This window comes from Arsenicicoccus piscis (assembly GCF_022568835.1).
Lineage (GTDB): Bacteria > Actinomycetota > Actinomycetes > Actinomycetales > Dermatophilaceae > Arsenicicoccus > Arsenicicoccus piscis.
The window spans coordinates 327,063-344,148 of record NZ_JAKZHV010000002.1 but is presented as its reverse complement, the minus strand read 5'-3'; the positions used below and the strand labels follow the sequence as shown (position 1 = coordinate 344,148).

Genomic DNA, 17,086 nt, shown 5'->3' with positions numbered 1-17,086 from the left:
CGACCCCGGGGTCACGCAGCCGGCTTGCGCCACACGGACGGGTGCTTCGGGCTGTCGCCGTCGAACGGCCTCGCATCCCAGTCGGCGTAGCGCAGCTCGAGCTCGAGACCAGCGAGCCGGGCCATCAGGTCGAGCTCGGCCGGCCACGCGTACCGGAAGTGACCCAGCCCGTGTCGGACCGAGCCGTCCGGCCCCGGGCGGTATCCCTGCGAGGTGCAGGCCTGGGTGGCCAGGTCGTAGGTGTCGAAGCCGATCGAGTGCTCGCTCACGCTCGTCACCACGGCGTTCGGGCCGGGGGCCATCCGCCGCAGTGGGGGCACCCAGAGCTCGACGACGAAGCGGCCCATGGGCTGCAGGTGACGAGCGGCGTTGCGGAAGCACTCGACCTGCTCGTCCTGGGTGAGCAGGTTCGAGATCGAGTTGAACACGAGGTAGACCAGGGCGAACTCGCCGTCGACCCGCATGGTGGCCATGTCCCCCTCCACGGCGGGCAGGCGCTCGACCGACACCTTCTCGCGCAGCCGCTCCAGCATGGCGGGGGAGTAGTCGATCCCCTCGACCGGGGTGCCCCGCTCGAGCAGCGGGATGGCTATCCGGCCGGTGCCGATGGCCAGCTCGAGAGCCCGACCCCCGTCCGCAAGGCCGTGCAGGAGGTCGACGGTCTGCGTGATCACCTCGGGCTGGAACTCGATGCCGTCGCTCTCGTCGTAGCCCTGCGCAGCCTCACGCGTCCACATCTCGCTGCTCGTCATGGCGTAGACCCTGCCGTGCGTGAGCTGTCCCGTCCACGGGTTATCTGCAACGCGGGTCAGCGGTCGCGCGGATTGTCGGAGGCACGGGTTCTCGGGTGCGCAAGACTGACCTCATGGACGAGCCCGCTGAGCCGACGGCCCGAGACGAGTCCGGGCTAGGCGAGGACGACTTCTCGCCGGTGTGGGACGGCGACGACCGGCCGCGCATCCCGCGCGTCGCGGGGGAGCGGGCGGCGCTCGAGGCGTATCTCGAGTACTACCGGTCGACCGTCGAGCTGAAGTGCCGAGGTCTGGGCGCCGCGCAGCTGCGGTCGCAGCCGATGGCGCCGTCGACCATGTCCCTGCACGGAGTCGTCCGCCACCTGGCCGGGGTCGAGCGGTGGTGGTTCCAGCAGAACTTCGAGCGCCGCGACGTGCCGCTGCTGTTCGGAGCCGACGACTTCGAGCTGCCCGACGACGCGGACTACGCCGTCGACCTGCAGACCTGGCGGACCGAGTGCGCGGTGTCTCGTGAGATCGTCGCGGCGCACGACCTGGACGACATCGCCCGACCGCTGGACTGGTCCGAGGACGTCGACCTGCGCTGGCTGGTCCTGCGGATCATCACCGAGTATGCCCAGCACTGCGGGCACGTGGACCTGCTGCGCGAGGGCGTCGACGGTCGCACCGGCGCGTGAGTCGCCGATCGCAGCGTCAGGTGGCACCGGCCACGAGGCTGAGCAGCCACAGGGCCAGGCCTGCGCAGCCGGCGGCGAAGAGTACGCTGACGAAGGTGCCGATGATGAAGCGCTCCGCGGTGGCCGAGCTGGTGGCCCGCAGCTCGGGATAGCGGGCCAGCGCCTTCACGGCGAGCGTGACCGCGATGACCTCGCCGAAGCCGGCGAGGATGCCGGCGTAGATGGCGAGCCGCTCGAGCACCCCGATCCAGGTGCCACCGCGCAGCATCACGCCGGCGGCGAGGATGCTCGGCCGGTCCACGCCCTCGGCCCGCTCCCGGCGGTCGATGCGCCGGAAGACGAAGGAGACGAGCGGGCTGCCGAGCCCCATGGCTGCGGCCCCGAGCACGGCCACCACGACGATCTGCAGGAGCAGGGTCATCACGCCTCCTCAGGCTGGACGAGTCGACCGAGCAGGTGGGTGCAGAGGACCCGGCCGCGCCGAGCCTCCTCGTGCGCCGCACGGATGCTGCGCTGGCTCACCGCGGAGGGCGAGATCCCCAGCTGGGCGGCCACCTGCTTGTTGGCGAGGCCCTGGTCCAGCAGGTCGCTGACCTCCCAACCCTGGTCGGTGCGCCGGGACAGCACCGAGCGCAGCAGCCACAGCGCAGCCTCCGCGTCGTCCACACCGATCCGCGCCCGGACGTCCGTCCGACCGCTGACGTCCACCCGTTCCCTCACCATGTCGTCAGGGTAGGGCGCACCACCGACAGACCCCCCGGCCACCAGCGCCAGGGCGGTGGGGGAGGTGCGGGCCGCCTCGATGGCGGAGCGGGCCGCCAGGTAGGCCTCGCCCCGAGCGGCCCGGGTCGACGCAGGGAGGGGGTGGTCGACGGTGCCCACCCCGATGCCGAGACGCCACCGCCCGAGGCGGGTGAGGGCTACGACGCAGTCCACGACGGACCCCGGGTCAGCGGTCAGGCCCTGGACCTCGTCGCCGGCCGTGCGCTCGAAACCCAGCAGCATCCGCTCGCCGACGGCCTCGGTCAGCAGGTCGAGCGCCTGCGGGACCCGATCGGCTCCGCGCCGGCTGCCGATCTGGTCGGCCAGCACGACGAACAGGCGTGCACGCTCATCGGTCATCATGAAGCCTCTATCCTTCATCTGATCAAATGAAGGTTACAGCCTAACGAGAGGGCTGTCGAGCGATCGATTAGGGCGGCCTGCGGGTGCCTGGTAAAGTAGAGCGCTGACCGGTGGTGTCCGCCGACAGCTCGCGCGCAGCACGTCCGCGCGTGAGGTGCCAGCAGACACGACATGCAAGAGAAGCCCCGCTTCCACCCGCAGCCGTCGCCGCGACCCTCGCAGGATCGCACAGACAGCCGGGTCACGGTCACCGTGCACGGCGTTGGTCCACCTCCTGTGGTCGGCGTCCGGGCTGCGGTGCACCCTGGGAGATCCAAGGCCTTTCGCGCATGTGTCGCGAAGGGCCTTTTCCCATGAGGGGCCTGGCCAGACCCGGTCACCCCAGAATCGATCGAAGGAGCACCACATCAGCGATCCTCGTATCAACGAGCGCATCCGGGTCCCCGAGGTGCGACTGGTTGGACCCAATGGTGAGCAGGTCGGCATCGTCCGCGTCGAGGATGCCCTCCGACTGGCCGCCGAGGCCGACCTCGACCTGGTCGAGGTCGCGCCGATGGCAAAGCCGCCGGTCGCCAAGCTCATGGACTTCGGCAAGTTCAAGTACGAAGCCGCGCAGAAGGCCCGTGAGGCCCGCAAGAACCAGGTCAACACGGTCATCAAGGAGATCAAGCTCCGCCCGAAGATCGACCCGCACGACTACGGCACCAAGAAGGGCCACGTCGAGCGGTTCCTCAAGGGTGGCGACAAGGTCAAGGTGACGATCATGTTCCGTGGTCGCGAGCAGTCGCGACCCGAGCTGGGCTTCCGACTGCTGCAGCGCCTCGCCGAGGACATCTCTGAGCTCGGGTTCGTCGAGAGCGCCCCGAAGCAGGACGGCCGCAACATGGTCATGGTCCTCGGACCGACCAAGAAGAAGGCCGAGGCCAAGGCCGATCAGCGGCGTCGCCGCGAGGCTCGTCCCGGCGAGGACCAGGACGGCCGGGCCACCGAGGGGCACGACGAGCAGCCCGCGGACGAGCAGTCCGCGGTCGACCAGGCCGCCGAGGTCCCCGCAGAGCAGTAGACCGTCCGCGGTCGCCCAGCAGGGCCGGCCGCACGCCTGACGAAGGTCCTCCAGCAGGTCCTTCAGCACCACCCATCAGCACGCCAGCACGAGCGAAGGAGATCGGCTCCCATGCCGAAGAACAAGACGCACAGCGGTGCGAAGAAGCGCTTCCGCCTCACCGGCAGCGGCAAGGTCATGCGCGAGCGCGCTCACCACGTGCACAAGTTCGAGGAGCGCGCCAAGCGCCAGTCCCGCCGCCTGGTCCCGGACGTCGTGATCGCCAAGGCCGACGAGAAGAAGATCAAGCGCCTCCTGGGCAAGTGAGCCCGTTCCCAGTCTTTCCAGCCCCATCTGAAGGAGTACTCACGTGGCACGCGTGAAGCGGGCAGTCAACGCCCAGAAGAAGCGCCGGGTCGTCCTCGAGCGCGCCAGCGGTTACCGCGGTCAGCGGTCCCGGCTCTACCGCAAGGCCAAGGAGCAGGTCCAGCACTCGCTTGGCTACGCCTACCGCGACCGTCGCGCCCGCAAGGGTGACTTCCGTCGCCTGTGGATCCAGCGCATCAACGCCGGCGCCCGCGCCAACGGCATGACCTACAACCGCTTCATCCAGGGCCTCAAGGCCGCGGGTGTCGAGGTCGACCGTCGCATGCTCGCCGAGCTGGCCGTCAACGACGCCGCCGCGTTCACCGCGCTCGTCGAGCTGTCGAAGGCCAACGTCCCGGTGGCCGCCGCCACCGGCGACGCCGCCTGATCGACCCTCGTCGCGTCAGCAGCTCCGTCGTGCCACGCGCCGGGTCCTCGCGAGACCGGCTCACCAGCCCGAAGTCCGATCGGGTGCGAGCCGTTCACGCGTTGACCCGGCGCGTGGCACGTTCGCGTGAGGGTGCCTTCCTCGTCGAGGGCCCGCAGGGCGTGCGGGAGGCGGTGCGCCACCGCCCGGACCTGGTGCGGGAGGTCTACGTCACGGATGCGGCGGCCGAGCGCTACCGCGACGTGCTCGACGACGCCGACGACGCCCGGATCCCGGTGATCGCGGTCGACGACGCGGTGCTGGCCGCGATGGCGGACGCGCAGACCCCGCAGGGCCTGCTCGCCGTGGTGCGCACCCCGCGCGCCGACCTGGACGCCGTCCTCGCCGGCCGACCGCAGCTGCTGTGCGTGCTCACCCACGTGCGCGACCCCGGCAACGCCGGCACCGTCCTGCGCACCGCGGACGCGGTCGGTGCCGACGCCGTGCTCGTCTCCGAGGGCAGCGTCGACGTGCTCAACCCGAAGGTCGTGCGCTCGACCGTGGGGTCGCTCTTCCACCTGCCCGTGGTCACCGACCTCGGCGTGGACGAGATCCTGACCCGGGTCGGCGACGCAGGCATCCGGCTGCTGGCCGCTGACGGCCACGGCACCCGGCTGCTCACCGACCCCGGCGTCGAGGCCGAGCTGCGCGAGCCGCACGCCTGGGTCTTCGGCAACGAGGCCTGGGGGATGGCGGCGCCGACCCGGGACCGCTGCGACGAGGTGGTCCGCGTCCCGATCCACGGTCACGCCGAGTCGCTGAACCTCGCGATGGCGGCGACGATCTGTCTCTACTCCTCGGCACGGGCCCAGCACCCTGGGTAGTCGGTGTCCCCCGACAGGAACGATCTAGGGGATGACTAGTCCCAGAGGGGCACCTGCTCGATGATCATGGGTATGGTGAAGGACATGGAGCTTGGGACGGCGCGTGGATCCGCGATGCCCCCAGCCCGGCCAGGCCGCCCGGCCCGCCCCGCCACAGACCCTCCCGTAGACCGTGCTGCAGATCCTGCCGTAGACACTGCCGTAGGTCCCGCAGCAGCAGAGCGCCCCGCAGCCAACCGCCCGACGATCGACCTCGAGTGGCTCCCCGACGGCGTGATCGTGGTCGACGACCAGCACCGGGTCCACGCCGTCAACGCCCGCGCCTGCAGCCTCGTCGGCGCGCAGCCAGGTGAGCTGCTCGGGCAGCCGGTCGAGCAGGTACTCCCGCTGCAGGACCTCGAGGGTCGCCGCTGGTGGACCTGCATCGACGCCTGGGACGGCCTGCCCACCCGCACCGGCCACCCCGAGACCTTGCTCGTGCTGCCGGGTGATCGCGAGCTGTTCGTCACCGGCCGCTACATCCGCGACGGTCGGGCCGGCCCGGTGCGCCAGGTCGTGGTCACCCTGCGCGACGCCGAGACCCGCCGCCGCGCGGAGCTGAAGAACTCCGCCCTCATCTCGACGGTCGCCCACGAGCTGCGCTCGCCGCTGACCGCGGTCAAGGGCTTCACCTCCACCCTGCTGCGCCGGTGGGACCGCTTCACCGACGACCAGAAGCGGCTGATGCTGCAGACCATCGAGGCCGACACCGACCGGGTGACCCGGCTGATCGCCGAGCTGCTCGACGTGTCGCGGATCGACTCCGGGCGCCTCGAGATCCGCCGCCAGCCCATCGACCTGCCGGCCATCGTGGCCGCGCACGTCGAGCGGCTCGGTGCCACCGGCATCGACCGGGCGCGCTTCGTCCTGAGCGGCGCCCCGAGCGCGGCCGAGCTGCCCGCTGTGGGCCGACCCCGACCGGATCGACCAGGTGGTCGCCAACCTCCTCGAGAACGCCGTGCGGCACGGCGCCGGCACGGTCACCGTCGCCGTCGACGGCCGGCCCGACCACGGCACCGCGGGCGAGGTGGTGATGACCGTGTCCGACGAGGGCGACGGCATCCCCGAGGAGAACTACCCCATGGTGTTCACCCGGTTCTGGCACGGCTCGACCCGCAGCGGCACCGGGCTCGGGCTCTACGTCGTGCGGGGCCTGGTCGAGGCGCACGGCGGGACGATCACGGTCGGTCGCGGGCCGGCGGGCGGTGCGGAGTTCCGATTTACGTTGCCCGCAGGCGCTCCCGACTACGCCGCCTGACGGGCTCGCGGTCCCCGGACCGCCTCCGCACCCCCTGCACGACTCCCACTAGAATCACGGGCGGCGACGCGCCCCTCGCGCGTGCGCCCGGTCCGCCCCGTCGCGGGTGGCCACCGACCACAAGGTGAAAGCGATGTCTGGACCCAACACGCAGTACGACCCGGTCGAGGTCAGTGCCCTCGACCCCGAGGCCGTCGCCGGCAACGTCCGCGACGCCCTCGCCGCAGCAGCCGCCGCCGGCACCCTGGACGAGCTCAAGGCCGCGCGCCTCGCGCACGCGGGCGACAAGAGCCCGCTGGCGCTCGCGAACCGCGAGATCGGCGCCCTGCCCCCGTCGGCGAAGGCCGAGGCCGGCAAGCGGGTCGGTCAGGCCCGCGGGCAGGTCGCGCAGGCCTTCACGGCGCGCGAGGCCGAGCTGGCGGCCGCCGCCGAGGAGGCGATGCTCGCCGAGGAGCAGCAGGACCTCACCGTCGTCCCGCCCCGGCACACCCTCGGTGCACGCCACCCCGTGTCGGCCATGGTCGACCGGGTGAGCGACATCTTCGTGGGGCTCGGCTGGGAGATCGCCGAGGGCCCCGAGGTCGAGAGCGAGTGGTTCAACTTCGACGCCCTCAACTTCGGTCCGGACCACCCGGCCCGCGCCATGCAGGACACCTTCTTCGTCGAGCCGGCCGACGCGGGGCTCGTGCTGCGCACGCACACCTCTCCGGTGCAGATGCGCTCGCTGCTGGAGCGCGACCTCCCGGTCTACGTCGCGGCGCCGGGACGCACCTTCCGCACCGACGACCTGGACGCGACGCACACCCCGGTCTTCGCCCAGGTCGAGGGCCTCGCCGTAGACCGTGGGCTCACCATGGCGCACCTCAAGGGCACGCTGGACCGCTTCGCCCAGGAGCTGTTCGGCGCCGACCTGGTCACCCGGCTGCGCCCGGCGTTCTTCCCGTTCACCGAGCCCAGCGCCGAGATGGACGTGCAGTGCTGGGTCTGCAAGGGCTCCGACCCGGCCTGCCGCGTCTGCGGCGGCACCGGCTGGATCGAGTGGGGCGGCTGCGGCATGGTCAACCAGAACGTCCTGCGGGCGGCCGGGATCGACCCTGAGGTCTACACCGGTTTCGCCTTCGGCATGGGCATCGAGCGCGCGGTGATGCTGCGCCACGGGGTCACCGACATGTTCGACATCGTCGAGGGTGACGTCCGCTTCAGCAAGCAGTTCGGGATGGAGGTCTGATGCGCGCGCCGGTTTCATGGCTGCGAGAGCTCGTCGACGTAGACCCTGCGGCCCGGGGCGAGCAGATCGCCGCGGCCCTCGTGCGGGTCGGTCTCGAGGAGGAAGGCCTGCACGGGGGTGACATCACCGGGCCGCTCGTCGTCGGCCGCGTCCTCGACTTCGTCGACGAGCCGCAGAAGAACGGCAAGGTCATCCGCTGGTGCACCGTCGACGTGGGTGACAACGGCCAGCGCCTGACCGAGGGCAAGCCGCAGGAGATCGTCTGTGGCGCAAGCAACTTCGCGGTCGGTGACCTCGTCGTGGTGGTGCTGCCGGGTGCGACCCTCCCGGGCGGCTTCCAGATCAGCGCACGCAAGACCTACGGGCACGTGTCCAACGGCATGATCTGCGCCGAGGACGAGCTCGGCCTCGGCGAGGACCACTCGGGCATCATCGTGCTGACCGACTACCTCGCCGACCAGCCCGAGCTGCTCGCCCGCGCCGTCCCGGGCGCCGACGCCATCGAGCTGCTCGGCCTCGGTGACGAGGTCGTCGAGGTCAACGTCACGCCCGACCGGGGGTACTGCTTCTCGATGCGCGGCATCGCCCGCGAGTACTCCCACGCCACCGGCGTCGACTTCGTCGACCCGGTCGACGCGCTGCGCGACGCGGCCCCGGTCCTGAGCCACGGGGGCTACCCGGTCCGGCTCGAGGACGACGCGCCGATCCACGACGTGGCCGGCTGCGACCGCTACGTCGCGCGGATCGTGCGCGGAGTCGACGTGTCGGCGAGCTCGCCGTCGTGGATGCAGACCCGGCTGACCCAGCTGGGCATGCGCCCGATCTCGCTCGCGGTCGACGTCACCAACTACGTCATGCTGCTGCTCGGGCAGCCGATGCACGCCTTCGACCTCGCGAAGCTCGGCGACGAGATCGTGGTCCGCCGCGCCCGCGCCGGCGAGCGGCTCACCACCCTCGACGACGTCACCCGCACGCTGGACCCCGAGGACCTGCTCATCACCGACGGCGAGCGCCCGCTCGTCATCGCCGGGGTCTTCGGCGGCGCGGACTGCGAGGTCGACGAGACCACCACCGACGTGCTGCTCGAGGCGGCGCACTTCGACCCCGTGTCGATCGCGCGCTCGGCCCGTCGGCACAAGCTCGCGACCGAGGCGTCCAAGCGCTTCGAGCGCGGCGTGGACCCGCTGCTCGCCCCGGCCGCCATGCAGCTCGCCGTAGACCTCCTGGTCACCTACGGCGGCGGGGTCGCCGACCCGGCGGTCACCGACGTGGGGGAGCCGGTGCTGCCGGCGCCGTTCACGCTGGACCCGCAGCTGCCGGCCCGCCTGGTCGGCATCGACCTCGGGGAGCAGGAGGTGCACGACGCGCTGCTCCTGATCGGCGCGCAGGTCGACCAGGACCCGCACACCGAGCCGGTGAGCGCCGGGACCGACGCGGCCGGGTCGGACCCGGACGAGACGGTGACCGACCAGCCGCACACCTGGACGGTCACCCCGCCCTCGTGGCGGCCCGACCTCACCAACGGGCCGGACGTCGCCGAGGAGGTCGCGCGGCTGCGCGGCTACGACCAGATCCCCTCCGTGCTGCCCCAGGCCCCCGGTGGGCGCGGACTGACGGCGGCGCAGCGCGACCGCCGCCGCGTGGCCGACACGCTCGCCCAGCAGGGTCTGGTCGAGGTGCTGACCTACCCGTTCGTCGGCGAGGGCTCCGACGACGCGCTCGGTCTCCCGGCCGAGGACGCGCGGCGCCGCCACGTGCGGCTCGCCAACCCGATCAACGACCAGGAGCCGCTGCTGCGCACGAGCCTGCTGTCGACGCTCGCAAACGCGTTGCGGCTCAACGTCTCTCGCGGCGCGAAGGACGTCGGGGTCTACGAGCTGGGCGTGGTCTTCCGGCCACGGGGCGAGGGCCTGCGCGCTCCCGTCCCGCCGCTCGGGCAGCGCCCCTCGGCCGAGACGCTCGCCGAGATCGACGCGGCCGTGCCGGACCAGCCGCACCGCGTGGCGTTCCTGCGCAGCGGTGACGCCGAGGCACGCGGTCCCTGGGCTGCGGCCCGGCCGGTCGACGCGGGCGACGCCGTCGCGCTGGCGCTCGCCGTCGCGGCCGCCCTCGGGGTCGAGCTCGACGTCGTGCAGGACGAGCACGCGCCGTTCCACCCCGGTCGGTGCGTGCGGCTCGAGACGACCGACGGGCGGCTGGTCGGGCACGCCGGTGAGCTGCACCCGCGAGTCCTCAAGGCGCTCGAGCTGCCGGCCCGGGTCGTGGGCGCCGAGCTCGACCTCGACGTCCTGAGCGCGGTCGGCGACTCGACCGTCGTGCAGGCGACGAAGCTCTCCACCCTCCCGGTCGCCCACACCGACGTCGCCCTGGTCGTCGACGCGTCCGTGCCGGCCGCCGACGTCGCGCGCAGCCTGCGCGCAGGCGCGGGGGACCAGCTGGAGGGGCTCGAGCTGTTCGACATCTACCGCGGCGAGCAGCTGGGCGACGGCTGGGTCGCCAAGAAGTCCCTCGCCTACCGCCTCACCTTCCGCCCGGTCGAGCGCACCCTCAAGACCGCCGAGGTCTCGGCCCTGCGCGACCGGGCCATCGCCGCGGCCGCGTCCGCCACCGGTGCGGTGCAGCGCGGAGCCTGAGCATGCCTGAGCCGCAGCAGCTTTCGCAGCGCACGCCCGAGAGCTCGGACCGCCAGGTGGTCGTCGTCACGGGTGGGTCCCGCGGGATCGGGGCCCACCTCGTGCGCGCCTTCGCGGACGCCGGCCATGCCGTAGAGCTCTGCGCCCGGGACGGGGACCGCGCCCGGTCCCTGGCCGCGGAGCTGGTTGCGGCGGGCCACGACGTGGTCGGCGCGACCCTGGACGTCACCAACGCGGCGGCGGTCGACGCCTACGTGCGCGACGTCGTCGAGCGGCGCGGTCGGATCGACGTGCTGGTCAACAACGCCGGGCTGATCGAGCCGCCGAGCACCCTCTGGGACGCCGACGTCGAGACCTGGGAGCGCGTGCTCCGGGTCAACGTGCTGGGGCCCTTCCTCGTCTCGCGGGCCGTCGCGCCGCACCTGCTGGCCGCCGGTGGCGGACGCGTCATCAACCTCAACTCGGGCGCGGGCACCCGCTCCGCGCCCGACCAGAGCGCCTACCACGCCGGCAAGACCGCCCTCGCGCGGATCACCGGCGGGCTGCACCTCGCCGGCCGCGAGCACGGGCTGCGCGCCTTCGACCTCGCGCCCGGCGTCGTCGTCACGGACATGACCACGGCCATGCCCCAGGACGAGGGCCGCACCGAGTGGACCGACCCGGCCGACGTGACGACGCTGGCGCTCGCCCTCGCATCGGGCGAGCTGGACGCCTGGTCCGGTCGGCTGGTCCGTGCCGGCGTCGACACCGTCGCGTCGCTGCAGGCCCGCGCGGCCGAGGGCCTCGGCGAGCACGAGCGCACCATCGGTCTGCTGCCCTACGGCCCGGACGACCCGCTGGGTTGAGGCCCGGGCCCGGTCAGGCCGGCGCTCCGGTCAGGCCGGCGCTCCGGTCAGGCCCGCGCCGTCGTGGCGTCCAGGAACGCCTGCCACTGCCGGCGGCCGTCGGTGAGCGACCCGCCGACGCCGAGCCCGTCGAGCACCTCGCGACAGGCGTCGGCCGTCGCACCGTCGAAGTCGCCGGTGGTCGGGGTGCGTCGCCCCCACACGTGTGTGAGCATCGCCTGCACCGCCTGGACCTGCACCCGCGACCCGCGCCAGAAGTCGCTCTGGTCCGCGCCCGACCGGCCGTCGTCGACGTGCAGGTGGTTCCGGTGCGCCTGGTCGTAGAGGTAGGTCAGCACGTGGTCGAAGTGCTTGTGCAGGCTGGCGGCGAGACGCCAGTAGGCCCGCTCGCGACGCGCTACCGAGGCCGCGCTCTCGGCCCGCCACAGGTCGTGGCGCGCGCTCACGATCACCGCCCCCGCGCCGTCGCGCAGGGACGAGATGTCGAGCGCCCGGCCGGCGTGGTGCCACGACGGGTCTCCGTCGTCCGGGGTCCACGCCCCGTAGCCCCAGAGGGTCGCCACCGGGTTGGCACCGAGCCGTGCTTGCAGGTCGGTGAGCCAGGCGTCCAGCCGGCCGGCGAAGCCCGGCTCGATCCGCAGCGGCGCCGCACGCCTCGTGGGTTCGTAGACCAGTCGCGCACCGGCGACGGTCGCTCGCTGTGGCAAGGAGCTCGCCGGAACCGGCGTGGAGCGTGGCCGAGGGCCGCCGGGGACGTCGATCCCGCCCGGCAGGTCGAGACCGCCGGAGCAGCCCCCGAGCATCGCCGACAGCCCACCCCCGGCCACGGCGGCCCCGAGGGTCAGCGCTTGGCGGCGGGAGAGCAGCACGTGACCATGGTCGCAACCACGGCTGGGCGTCGGCACAATGCATGACTACGCGATCCGTTGTATTCTCATGCAATGTTCACGGCAGCAGTGGCGGGAGCGAGCGGGTACGCCGGAGGCGAGATCCTCCGGCTGCTCCTCGCCCACCCCGACCTCGAGATCGGCGCACTCTGCGCGGCGTCCAACGCGGGCACGACCCTGGGGGAGCACCACCCGCACCTCGTCCCCCTCGCCGACCGCCGCCTCGAGCCTGCCACACCCGAGCTGCTGGCGCGCCACGACGTGGTCTTCCTCGCGCTGCCGCACGGGGCCTCCGCGGCGCTCGCCGCCGAGCTGCCCGACGAGGTCGTGGTGGTCGACTGCGGTGCGGACTTCCGGTTGCGCGACGGCGCCGCGTGGGAGGAGTTCTACGGCTCGCCGCACGCCGGCACCTGGCCCTACGGCCTGCCGGAGCTGCCCACCGTCGTCGACGGCGAGGTGGTGAAGTCCCGTGCGGCGCTGGAGGGCTCGCGTCGCGTGGCGGTGCCCGGGTGCTACCCGACGGCGGCCTCGATCGCTCTCGCCCCGGGCTTCGCGGCCGGCCTGCTGGACCCGCAGGACGTCGTGGTGGTGGCGGCGTCCGGCACGTCCGGCGCCGGCAAGTCGCTCAAGCCGCACCTGCTCGGTGCCGAGGTGATGGGCTCGATGACGCCCTACGGCGTCGGCGGCAGTCACCGGCACACCCCCGAGATCGAGCAGAACCTCGCCGCCCTCGCGGGGGCTCCGACGACGCTGTCCTTCACGCCCACGCTCGCACCCATGGCCCGAGGGATCCTCGCGACCTGCACCGCGCGGCTCGCCTCGCCGGACACCACCGACGAGCAGGTCCGCGCGGCCTGGGACGAGGTCTACCGGGACGAGCCGTTCGTGCACCTGCTGCCGGCGGGGCGGCTGCCGCGCACGGCCGACGTGATCGGCTCCAACAGCATCCACGTGCAGGTCGTCGTCGACCGCCGCGTGGGCCGGGTCGTGGCCATGGCGGCCATCGACAACCTCTGCAAGGGCACCGCCGGTGCCGCCGTCCAGAGCGCGAACCTGGCGCTCGGTCTCCCGGAGACCACCGGTCTCCCCGTCGTCGGAGTAGCCCCATGAGTGTCACTGCAGCACAAGGCTTTCGGGCCAGCGGCGTGACCGCCGGCCTCAAGGCCAGCGGCAAGCCGGACGTCGCCCTGGTCGTCAACGACGGGCCTCGCCACGACGCGGCGGCGGTCTTCACCAGCAACCGGGTCGAGGCGGCGCCGGTCACCTGGAGCCGTCAGGTGGTCCGCTCGGACGGGCGGGTCGACGCCGTGGTGCTCAACTCCGGCGGGGCCAACGCCTGCACCGGCTCCGAGGGCTTCCTCGACACCCACCGCACGGCCGAGCACGTGGCCGACGTCCTCGGGATCAGCGCCGGCGACGTGGTCGTCTGCTCCACCGGCCTGATCGGCGAGCGGCTGCCGATGGACCTGCTCCTGCCCGGCACCGACGCGGCGGCCGCCGCGCTCGGCACCGACGGTGGGGAGGCCGCCGCGGGCGCCATCATGACGACCGACACCGTGCCCAAGCTCGCCGTGGCGACGGGGGAGGGGTACGTCGTCGGGGGGATGGCCAAGGGCGCGGGCATGCTGGCGCCGGCGCTCGCCACGATGCTGGTCGTGCTGACGACCGACGCGGTCGCCGACGCCGCGACGCTCGACGCCGCGCTGCGCGAGGCGACCCGGCTGAGCTTCGACCGGATCGACTCCGACGGCTGCCAGTCCACCAACGACACGGTGGTGCTGCTCGCCTCCGGCGCCAGCGAGGTCGAGCCCGGCGTGGAGGCGCTGACCGCCACGGTCACGGCGGTCTGCCAGGACCTGGCGCGTCAGCTCATCGCCGACGCGGAGGGTGCCCACCACGACATCCGCATCGAGATCGTCTCTGCCGCAACCGAGTCCGACGCACTCGAGGTGGCCCGCAGCATCGCCCGCAACAACCTCTTCAAGTGCGCCGTCTTCGGCAACGACCCCAACTGGGGGCGCGTGCTGGCTGCGGTCGGCACCACCGACGCGGCCTTCGACCCGCTCCAGCTCGACGTGTCCATCAACGGCGTCCAGGTGTGCCGGGCGATGGGCGTGGGCGAGGACCGCTCGCTCGTCGACCTCACCCCGCGCGAGGTGCACGTCCTCGTCGACCTGCACGCCGGCGACGAGCACGCCACCATCTGGACCAACGACCTGACCCACGACTACGTCCACGAGAACTCGGCCTACAGCACATGAGCGATCCCCAGCCCCAGCCGGTCCAGCCCACCCAGCCTCAGTCGGTCAAGCCGGCCAAGCCCACGACCCGGCCCCGCCTGTTGGAGTCGCACCCCAAGACGCTGGCGAAGGCCTCGGTCCTGGTCGAGGCGCTGCCCTGGCTCGAGCAGTTCCGCGGCGCCCTCGTGGTCGTCAAGTACGGCGGCAAAGCCATGACCGACGATGCGCTCAAGGCGGCGTTCGCCCAGGACATCGTTTTCCTGCGCTACGCCGGGCTGCGTCCGGTCGTCGTGCACGGCGGCGGCCCGCAGATCGCGGCGATGCTCTCGCGCCTGGACCTGCACAGCGAGTTCAAGGGCGGGCTGCGGGTCACGACGCCCGAGGTGATGGACGTCGTGCGGATGGTGCTGACCGGTCAGGTCGGCCGCGAGCTGGTCGGCCTGCTCAACCAGCACGGCCCGGTCGCCGTGGGCCTCTCGGGGAGGACGCCCAGCTGCTCGGTGCCCGCAAGCGCACCGTGCAGGTGGGCGGCGAGGAGGTCGACCTCGGCCTCGTCGGCGAGGTCGAACAGGTCAATCCGGCTGCGCTGCAAGACATCCTGGACGCCGGGCGGATCCCCGTCGTCTCGACCATTGCCCCCGACCTGGACGGCGACGGGCAGGTGCTCAACATCAACGCCGACACCGCAGCCGCTGCGATCGCCGTAGCCCTCGGCGCCACCAAGCTGATCGTCCTCACCGACGTCGAAGGGGTCTACCTCGACTTCCCGGACCCGGAGTCGCTGCTGTCGCAGATGACGGTGTCCGAGGCCGCCGAGCTGGCCCAGAAGGTCGACGCCGGCATGATCCCCAAGCTCGAGGCCTGCGTCGAGGCGGTGCGTGGCGGCGTCCCGCAGGCGCACATGATCGACGGCCGCGTGCCGCACTCCCTGCTGCTCGAGGTGTTCACGAGCGAGGGCGTCGGCACGATGATCGTCCCGGACGACGAGGAAGGTGACCAGTCATGACGACCACCCAGGACGTCGACCACAGCGAGCAGGTGCTGCTCGGGGTGTTCGGGCGGCCGCGCACGATGCTGGAGCGCGGCGAGGGCTGCACGGTCTACGACACGGACGGCAACGCCTATCTCGACTTGCTCGGCGGCATCGCGGTCAACGCCCTCGGACACGCGCACCCTGCGCTGGTCGAGGCGGTCACCGAGGCGGCCGGGCGGCTGATCCACACGTCGAACTTCTTCGTCACCCCGGCCCAGGTAGAGCTCGCGGACCGGCTGCTCGCACTGGCGCACGCCCCGGCGGGGTCGAAGGTCTTCTTCACCAACTCCGGCACCGAAGCCATCGAGGCCGCGGTCAAGCTGTCCCGGCGCACCGGCCGCACGCGGATCGTGGCCATGGAGAACGCTTTTCACGGACGCACGCTCGGTGCGCTCTCGCTGACGCACAAGGCGGCCTACCGCGAGCCGTTCGAGCCGCTGGTGCCCGAGGTGGTGTGGGTGCCGTTCAACGACGTCGACGCGCTCCGCGCAGCGGTGGACGACAACGTGGCCGCCGTGTTCATCGAGCCCATCCAGGGCGAGGCCGGGGTGGTCCTGGCCGGCACCGCGTTCCTGCAGGCGGCCAGGGACGTGACCCGTGAGCACGGGGCGCTGCTCGTCCTCGACGAGATCCAGACCGGGGTGGGCCGCACCGGTCAGTGGTTTGCCCACCAGCGGCACGGCGTGCAGCCCGACGTGATGACGCTGGCCAAGGGTCTTGCGGGCGGCGTGCCGATCGGCGCGGTGGTGACCTTCGGTCCTGGGCCGAGCGGGCTGCTCGCCCCAGGTCAGCACGGCACGACGTTCGGCGGCAACGCGCTCGCCTGTGCCGCCGCGCTCGCGGTGCTGCGCACCATCGAGACGGACGGGCTGCTGGTCAACGCCGAGAAGGTCGGCGAGCACCTGCAGGGTGCCGTGGCGGCGCTCGGTGATCCGCGCATCGTCGAGACCCGGGGCGAGGGGCTGCTGGTGGCGATCCAGCTCACCGACGAGATCGCCCCGGCGCTCTCGGCGGCGCTCGAGCGAGATGGGTTCATCGTCAACCCGGTTCGCCCCGACGCGCTGCGGCTGGCGCCCCCGCTGATCCTCACCACCGAGCAGGTCGACGACTTCGTCGCGGCGCTCGGACGGGTGCTGGCCGACACGCCGCAGCCGTCGACGCAGCCGGTGCAGGAGCAGCCGGCCGAGGAGCGATCATGATCGCCCAGACGCGCGCCGCCCGGCACCAGCTGATCGCGGACGTCCTGTCCCGGACGTCGATCCGCTCCCAGGGCGAGCTGCTTGAGCTGCTCGCCGCCGAGGGGGTCGAGGTCACCCAGGCGACGCTTTCGCGCGACCTGGTCGAGCTGGGAGCCGTCAAGGTGCGCCAGGGCCGCACACTGGTCTACGCGCTGCCGGGGCTCGGCGGCGACCACACGCCGCGGACGGCGCCGCACGCGGACGAGGTCAACGCGCGGCTGCGTCGGGTCTGCGAGGAGCTGCTGGTGTCCGCCCGGTCGTCCGCGAACCTGGTCGTCGTGCGCACGCCGCCCGGGGCGGCCAACTTCCTGGCCAGCGCGATCGACCAGGCCCGCGAGCCCGACATCCTCGGCACCATCGCCGGCGACGACACCATCATGGTGATCACGACGGACCCGGCGGGCGGGGCGGACGTCGCGACTCGGCTACTGTCGTTGGCCGGGGTCGTGGACGACCAGGCCTAGACCTGAAC

At 72.5% G+C, this 17,086-nt stretch carries 17 protein-coding genes and 2 pseudogenes; 15 read left to right on the top strand and 4 right to left on the bottom strand.

Annotation, left to right across the window (positions count from 1 at the left end; genetic code table 11):
- Nucleotides 1–11: 11 nt before the first annotated feature.
- Entirely contained in the window at nucleotides 12–752 is a 741-nt protein-coding gene (locus MM440_RS04590; RefSeq protein WP_241442693.1) for a class I SAM-dependent methyltransferase, read from the bottom strand.
- A 113-nt stretch (nucleotides 753–865) separates the two neighbouring features.
- Between MM440_RS04590 and MM440_RS04585 the strand changes: the two genes are divergently transcribed.
- Nucleotides 866–1,429: a DinB family protein gene (locus MM440_RS04585; RefSeq protein WP_241442691.1), complete on the top strand. Its 564-nt coding sequence runs from the start codon at nucleotides 866–868 to the stop codon at nucleotides 1,427–1,429.
- 16 nt (nucleotides 1,430–1,445) lie between these two features.
- Here the strand turns inward: MM440_RS04585 and MM440_RS04580 are convergent, their stop codons facing one another.
- Nucleotides 1,446–1,850, bottom strand: a complete 405-nt coding sequence (locus MM440_RS04580) for a hypothetical protein (protein ID WP_241442683.1) — start codon at nucleotides 1,848–1,850, stop codon at nucleotides 1,446–1,448.
- Nucleotides 1,850–2,554, bottom strand: a complete 705-nt coding sequence (locus tag MM440_RS04575; RefSeq protein WP_241442681.1) for a response regulator transcription factor — start codon at nucleotides 2,552–2,554, stop codon at nucleotides 1,850–1,852. Before MM440_RS04575 ends, MM440_RS04580 begins: the two co-directional genes overlap by 1 nt.
- Before the next feature lie 406 nt (nucleotides 2,555–2,960).
- Between MM440_RS04575 and infC the strand changes: the two genes are divergently transcribed.
- From infC to MM440_RS04530, 9 genes and pseudogenes are all read left to right on the top strand, one after another.
- Nucleotides 2,961–3,617, top strand: coding sequence for a translation initiation factor IF-3 (gene infC, locus MM440_RS04570; RefSeq protein WP_241443362.1), 657 nt, complete (start codon nucleotides 2,961–2,963; stop codon nucleotides 3,615–3,617).
- A gap of 111 nt (nucleotides 3,618–3,728) precedes the next feature.
- Entirely contained in the window at nucleotides 3,729–3,923 is a 195-nt protein-coding gene (gene rpmI, locus MM440_RS04565) for a 50S ribosomal protein L35 (protein WP_241442679.1), read from the top strand.
- A gap of 43 nt (nucleotides 3,924–3,966) precedes the next feature.
- Nucleotides 3,967–4,350, top strand: a complete 384-nt coding sequence (gene rplT, locus MM440_RS04560; RefSeq protein ID WP_241442671.1) for a 50S ribosomal protein L20 — start codon at nucleotides 3,967–3,969, stop codon at nucleotides 4,348–4,350.
- A 29-nt stretch (nucleotides 4,351–4,379) separates the two neighbouring features.
- Nucleotides 4,380–5,213, top strand: coding sequence for a TrmH family RNA methyltransferase (locus tag MM440_RS04555; protein WP_420914130.1), 834 nt, complete (start codon nucleotides 4,380–4,382; stop codon nucleotides 5,211–5,213).
- A gap of 60 nt (nucleotides 5,214–5,273) precedes the next feature.
- Nucleotides 5,274–5,960, top strand: a pseudogene (locus MM440_RS04550) (PAS domain-containing protein); the annotation flags it as partial.
- A gap of 223 nt (nucleotides 5,961–6,183) precedes the next feature.
- Nucleotides 6,184–6,510 carry a sensor histidine kinase gene (locus MM440_RS04545; protein ID WP_241442667.1) on the top strand — a complete coding sequence of 109 codons (327 nt, stop codon included), beginning with the start codon at nucleotides 6,184–6,186 and terminating at the stop codon, nucleotides 6,508–6,510.
- A 133-nt stretch (nucleotides 6,511–6,643) separates the two neighbouring features.
- Nucleotides 6,644–7,738 (top strand): phenylalanine--tRNA ligase subunit alpha, encoded by a 1,095-nt coding sequence (gene pheS / locus MM440_RS04540; RefSeq protein WP_241442665.1) that lies wholly within the window; start codon nucleotides 6,644–6,646, stop codon nucleotides 7,736–7,738.
- Nucleotides 7,738–10,371 carry a phenylalanine--tRNA ligase subunit beta gene (locus tag MM440_RS04535; RefSeq protein ID WP_241442658.1) on the top strand — a complete coding sequence of 878 codons (2,634 nt, stop codon included), beginning with the start codon at nucleotides 7,738–7,740 and terminating at the stop codon, nucleotides 10,369–10,371. Before pheS ends, MM440_RS04535 begins: the two co-directional genes overlap by 1 nt.
- 2 nt (nucleotides 10,372–10,373) lie before the next feature.
- A complete protein-coding gene (locus tag MM440_RS04530; protein WP_241442656.1) occupies nucleotides 10,374–11,216 on the top strand; it encodes an SDR family oxidoreductase in 843 nt (280 codons plus the stop codon).
- A gap of 47 nt (nucleotides 11,217–11,263) precedes the next feature.
- On the opposite strand, the gene MM440_RS04525 is transcribed toward MM440_RS04530, so the two are convergent.
- Nucleotides 11,264–12,085 carry an extensin family protein gene (locus MM440_RS04525; RefSeq protein ID WP_241442654.1) on the bottom strand — a complete coding sequence of 274 codons (822 nt, stop codon included), beginning with the start codon at nucleotides 12,083–12,085 and terminating at the stop codon, nucleotides 11,264–11,266.
- 72 nt (nucleotides 12,086–12,157) lie between these two features.
- On the opposite strand from MM440_RS04525, the gene argC reads away from it, so the two are divergent.
- From argC to MM440_RS04500, 5 genes and pseudogenes are all read left to right on the top strand, one after another.
- A complete protein-coding gene (gene argC / locus MM440_RS04520) occupies nucleotides 12,158–13,213 on the top strand; it encodes an N-acetyl-gamma-glutamyl-phosphate reductase (protein ID WP_241442645.1) in 1,056 nt (351 codons plus the stop codon).
- On the top strand, nucleotides 13,210–14,364 hold the full coding sequence (gene argJ / locus MM440_RS04515) for a bifunctional glutamate N-acetyltransferase/amino-acid acetyltransferase ArgJ (protein WP_241442643.1): 1,155 nt from the start codon (nucleotides 13,210–13,212) through the stop codon (nucleotides 14,362–14,364). Before argC ends, argJ begins: the two co-directional genes overlap by 4 nt.
- A pseudogene (gene argB, locus MM440_RS04510) lies at nucleotides 14,361–15,349 on the top strand (acetylglutamate kinase). Before argJ ends, argB begins: the two are co-directional and overlap by 4 nt.
- Entirely contained in the window at nucleotides 15,346–16,575 is a 1,230-nt protein-coding gene (locus MM440_RS04505) for an acetylornithine transaminase (protein WP_241442641.1), read from the top strand. The pseudogene argB and the gene MM440_RS04505 overlap by 4 nt, the downstream one beginning before the upstream one ends.
- The gene (locus MM440_RS04500; protein WP_241442633.1) at nucleotides 16,572–17,078 is read left to right on the top strand and encodes an arginine repressor; all 507 of its coding nucleotides are present in this window, start codon (nucleotides 16,572–16,574) and stop codon (nucleotides 17,076–17,078) included. Before MM440_RS04505 ends, MM440_RS04500 begins: the two co-directional genes overlap by 4 nt.
- The last annotated feature ends 8 nt before the right edge of the window (nucleotides 17,079–17,086 follow it).